A 4,984-nucleotide genomic window follows, 5' to 3' on the forward strand; every position below is an offset into this window, starting at 1 on the left:
GCACACCTTATCGCAAGCGTTATGGCTTAAAAAGCACAGGCAACGTGGTTTTCGCTTTAAGATCTGCGGGTCAAGCTTTGCGGCTACCAAGCCGAACTTCTCAGGCGATATAACTGAACGCTTTGCGGTATAACGAACTGTGAATTAGGCGGGCTTTGTCCGCAGCACGCTTGATTTTAATGTTGTGTTTGCTGTCAGAAATGCCAGAAACTGCATCGAAAACCAGCTTTTAAATTTTGGCTAAAGGCTAACAGATTTCAGTTTTCACAAATCTTCCCGAAGCTTCTGATTTATATCTTTTGGTAAAGAGCCATTCTTTCTCCAGTGGCTACTGATTTTACGAGTTGGTTCATGAAGTTATGCATCAATTTCTGTTCGGTTTTTATCGGTAGGGTAAACTGGCAGGCGTTCGAGCAGATATTTCTGTAGCGGTAGCGTATCTGCTAAGTGACTAAATTTCCTTGAGTTTGCCATAACAAGGCAATCAAGGTGACCCATTACACTCGGTGGTTTTGGTTTGAAGTTCGGTGTGCTTTGCTGGTTTAGTGCGGGGCACCTTATCGCAGGCGTTATATTTATTAGAGGTTACCATGAGAATTGATCATTTCTATAAGGTCGATATTGCTGGAATAACAGCGGATTTTTCTGGTGATGATAAGCACAGAGTGTCACTAACAATACCTCTATTAGATAGAGATACAAATAATACTCTATGCATCATTGGACAAAACCCAAGTAATGCAAATGAGCTTCATGCAGATAAGACTCTGCATTTTTTGGAACGTTTTGTTTATGAACGAATGCCGCTCTACTCGAAGATAGTAATGCTCAACTTGTATACAAGAGTTGATACTCCAAAAGAATTTAAGTCTGACTTGCTACGTTTAGCTTGTGAGCGGAAGGTCAGACGGATTTTAAAGGAGAATACAGATTTTCTTCTTGTCTTTGGTAAATTAAAAAACCAAGGTAAGTACAAATTTCCTAAAAAGTTTTCATACGTAAAACAGCACTTAATTGGCAAAAGTAACTACATTATAGATGTCGATGGTATAAGTGGTTATGCCCCACACCCTGGAAACAAAGAGATTTACTATGGAAATTACAGTTATTTCCCATCACCAGTAAACATTGAAGAACTATAAATATAACAAAGCAATCAAGGTGATGCGTTACACTCGGTGGTTTTGGTATGAGGTTCAGTGTGCTTTGTTGGTTCTGTGGGGCACACCTTATCGCAGGCGTTATAATTTTAAATTAAGCAATGGTGTTATGAGTAAGTTATTGAGTATATTGTCGTTGGCAATATTATCAGGTTGTGCATCTCAACCCTTAGATGATGTTGAGATTGCAAAAGTTGAAGTTGTTGAAGATGTTTTGTTTTATGAAGGTGAGTTAAACGAGGAATCAATTAATATTGCTTTAGATAAAGCCCAAGGTCACCAAATCAAACGGATAAATATAAATAGTCCAGGTGGTGAAGTGACATCATCTATGATGTTTGCTAATTGGATTAGAAGTAATGGTATAGATGTTGAGGTAAATGAAATGTGCTTTTCATCTTGTGCTAATTATGTATTTCCAGCTGGTGTTAACAAGTATGTTTCAGAAAAAGATTTCATTGGCTGGCATGGTAGTGCACATCAAAAATATGAAAAGTTACCTGATCCAGACGCAGAAAAATCATTCCAAAAATATATTGCTAAAGCTCGGGTGATGGAAACTAAATTCTATAAGTCTTTAGGCGTAAATTCTAAGTTGCCGATAATGGGGCAAGTAGATGGATATTCCTGTCAAGTTCATGACGAGTGGGGCTGGTATTACTCTGTTTCTGATCTAAAAAAATTAGGTGTTGATAATATTGTGCTAACCGATGGACATTGGGATCCATCGCATTATCACTCAAAAAAATTATGCCAACTCATACTACCTGAGAAAGTGTAAAATTATAACAAAGCAATCAAGGTGATGCGTTACAGTCGGCATTTTTGGTATAGAGTTCGGTGCGCTTTGCTGGCTCAGTGGGGCACACCTTATCGCAGGCGTTAGCTGCAAGGAGAGTTAAGTGGTTAGTATTTTAGATAGGATAAATAGTTTAGGTCCTTTTGAAGTTAATATTTTAGCTTCAAGTATATTTTTATTTGCAACTTTCTTTATTAGGTTTTTATTCAAGAAAGCCGCTTGCCATAGCAAGTTGTTTCTTAAAGTTTATGAGGAAATGTATTTTTATAAATATGTTGTACATAAGAATATTTATGAATTGGAAGATGTACCTAATCAAGTTAAATTCTTTTTTCAAGCAGTTTTAATGTGCCTGAAGTGGCTGCTTCTAGCCTTAATGGTTTTAGTGTTTACACACGGTGTTACAGCATTAACATCGGGAGAGTGGTTTTTGTTAGTGGGTTATTGGTTCTCGTTTAACTATTTGCTTGAGGCTTACATGTGGGCTAGAGATAGTCGCAACGATAAAACAGCTAAAGCTATTAATGAAAGACGGAATGATAAAATTTGCGAAGCGGAGAGCAGCTAACAAAGGCATCAAGGTGACGCGTTACATTCGGCGGTTTTGGTTTGGGGTTTAGTGAGCTTGGTGAGTTGGTCGTGGCGCACCTTATGCCAGGCGTTATGTGTATATTAATAAGGAGATTCATATTTGGAAGGTTTGTCAATTTCAACTATTTGGCGGTTATTCAAGTGGTTACCAGGGTGTGTACTCAAACGAATATTTACGCCAGAAAAGCTATCAAAGCTGATATATGTAGATCTTAGGCCAAGACATAGACAGGCCTCTATGAATCTTTGTGAAGTCCCTCGATTTGAGCTCTACTTTCAGATTATTAACTTATCGCCATTTAATGTGGAGCTCGATCGAGCTGAAGTTAGATTTCATTGTGCAGGAACTATATCCAAAACAACATCACTTATGAAAAAAGACTTAATTCCAGGACAGTTTGAAAGTCTTTATTTTGACGATGCTGTTCATGAAGGAAATGCGAATTTTATTTCTCAAAATACGGACAACCTTCAGCCATCTGTTGAAATTGATATGGAGTTCAATTGTAAATTGCACAATTTTTCCTTAAAAAGTGGGCGATTAGAAGGTGTTAATATAAATTTGATTAATATGCGCAAAAACACATAACAAAGCAATCAAGGTGATGCGTGACACTCGGCGGTTTTGGTACGGAGTTAAGTGTGCTTTGCTGGTTCAGTGGGGCACACCTTATTGCAGGCGTTATGTTTCGAGGAGGTTACAGTGATTGATAGAAAAGCGCGAGATGAATTAGCAAGTCTAATTCGTAGTTTAAGCTCAGGTCAAATCACGAATGATGAATTCGAAGATAGAATTCCCTCCTCTGAAGACATGGCAATTCGTGAAATAGCTTGGTTAGGTGCTTGGGGGCTATATTCAGATACAAAGGAATATAAGCTTCGAGGCAAAAACGCACTATGTAGTACAGATAAGTCAATGGTTGCTCGATGGGTGCTGTTTCTAAAGTCGGATTTCGAATATTCATGGCCAACTCCGACGCTTAAAGAACGCATTTTACACAAGCTAAGCTTTGGTTTTCTTGGAAAAAGCATTCGACAACAGAATAGCATTGATGGTGATTTACAATATTGGCCATTTGTTGACCAAGCTCAATTTAATGCGGCTAAAACGCGAACTGGTTATCTCGGGTTCAGAAACATAACAAAAACATCAAGTTGACGCGTTTTACTCCGCATTTTTGGTTTGAAGTTCGGCGCGCTTTGCTGGTTTTGTGGGGCGCAACTTATGTTCGGCGTTAGCTATCAATTTCAATCGTTTTGATAAAATGTGAAAAATATGAAGTTTAAAAACACAGAAACTTTAACTCTTGTTTCTAATAGCGGCGGTCGCACTGAGGAAACTAGAAAGCGAAAAATAATTGAAACATCTAATTTTAAAAATGAAATCGGAGCATATGTCATCCGATATAAGTCTCATAAGATTCCAAGGTTTTCTGGCTACTCAAGTATTCTTAAAATCGGCTGTACGACAGATGGATTTCAAAATAGATTCAAGAACTATAATCATCAATCTGATATGACAGTTGTTGGAACAGACTTGCTTGAGTGTTTGAAAGTAAGGTCTCAAAAAACAAATGTACGATTAATGCATTTCTTGGCTCATGTAGATCACCCTGATGAAATAGTCATAGATTTCTATAGCTCAGATGAGGAACACTCTCCAGAAGAGTTGGAGTATGCTTTGATTAAAGATTACTTCTTAGCCCATAATGAACTACCGCCATTAAACTTTGGAATGAAGTGAATCATTTAGTTTATGAATTCCTTGCAGCTAACAAGGCAATCAAGGTGACCCGTTACACTCGGCGGTTTTGGTATGAAGTTCGGTGTGCTTTGCTAGTTCAGCGCGGGGCACCTTATTGCAGGCGTTATGGCTTAAAAGCACAGGCAACGTGGTTTTCGCTTCAAGGTCTGTGGGTCAAGCTTAGCGGCTATTAAGCCGATCTTCTCTGGCGATATAACTGAGCGCTTTGCGGTATAACGAACTGTGAATTTGGCTGGCTCTGTCCGCAGCACGCTTGATTTTCCAGTTGTTCTCGCTGTAAGAAATGCCAGAAACATCATCGAAAGAAAGTTATCAAATTTTGGCTAAGGGTTATTAGATTTTAATCCTTGCTATTTTTCCCGAAGCTTCTGATTTCTATCTGTTGGTAAAGAGTAATTCTTTATCTAATGACTACTGATTTTGCTAGTTGGTTCATGAAGTTATGTATCAATTTCTGTTCGGGTTTTATCGGTAGGGTAAACTGGCAGGCGTTCGAGCAGATATTTCTGTAGCAGTAGCGTATCTGGTAAGTAATTAAAATCCGTTGAGTTTGCCATAACAAGGCAATCAAGGTGACCCGTTACACTCGGCGGTTTTGGTATGGCGTTCGGTGCGCTTTGCTGGTTCAGTGTGGGGCACCTTATCGCAGGCGTTATGGCTTAAAAGCAC

6 protein-coding genes are annotated in these 4,984 nt (G+C 38.7%); all 6 read left to right on the forward strand.

Going from position 1 to position 4,984, the window contains the following annotated elements; translation table 11 throughout:
- Positions 1–590: 590 nt before the first annotated feature.
- The 6 genes from C942_RS09695 to C942_RS09720 all read left to right on the forward strand — a co-directional run bounded on the left by C942_RS09695 (position 591) and on the right by C942_RS09720 (position 4,294).
- Positions 591–1,142 (forward strand): DUF1643 domain-containing protein, encoded by a 552-nt coding sequence (locus tag C942_RS09695; protein WP_036799514.1) that lies wholly within the window; start codon positions 591–593, stop codon positions 1,140–1,142.
- A 127-nt stretch (positions 1,143–1,269) separates the two neighbouring features.
- Positions 1,270–1,941, forward strand: coding sequence for a hypothetical protein (locus tag C942_RS09700; protein WP_157372602.1), 672 nt, complete (start codon positions 1,270–1,272; stop codon positions 1,939–1,941).
- Between the two features lie 121 nt (positions 1,942–2,062).
- Entirely contained in the window at positions 2,063–2,527 is a 465-nt protein-coding gene (locus tag C942_RS09705) for a hypothetical protein (protein WP_036799520.1), read from the forward strand.
- Positions 2,528–2,650: 123 nt separating this feature from the next.
- Entirely contained in the window at positions 2,651–3,139 is a 489-nt protein-coding gene (locus tag C942_RS09710; protein ID WP_036799522.1) for a hypothetical protein, read from the forward strand.
- A gap of 114 nt (positions 3,140–3,253) precedes the next feature.
- Positions 3,254–3,709 carry a hypothetical protein gene (locus C942_RS09715; protein ID WP_157372603.1) on the forward strand — a complete coding sequence of 152 codons (456 nt, stop codon included), beginning with the start codon at positions 3,254–3,256 and terminating at the stop codon, positions 3,707–3,709.
- A gap of 117 nt (positions 3,710–3,826) precedes the next feature.
- Positions 3,827–4,294: a hypothetical protein gene (locus C942_RS09720; protein WP_036799524.1), complete on the forward strand. Its 468-nt coding sequence runs from the start codon at positions 3,827–3,829 to the stop codon at positions 4,292–4,294.
- Positions 4,295–4,984 lie beyond the last annotated feature (690 nt).

Source organism: Photobacterium marinum (genome assembly GCF_000331515.1).
In the GTDB taxonomy this organism is placed as follows: Bacteria; Pseudomonadota; Gammaproteobacteria; order Enterobacterales; family Vibrionaceae; genus Photobacterium; species Photobacterium marinum.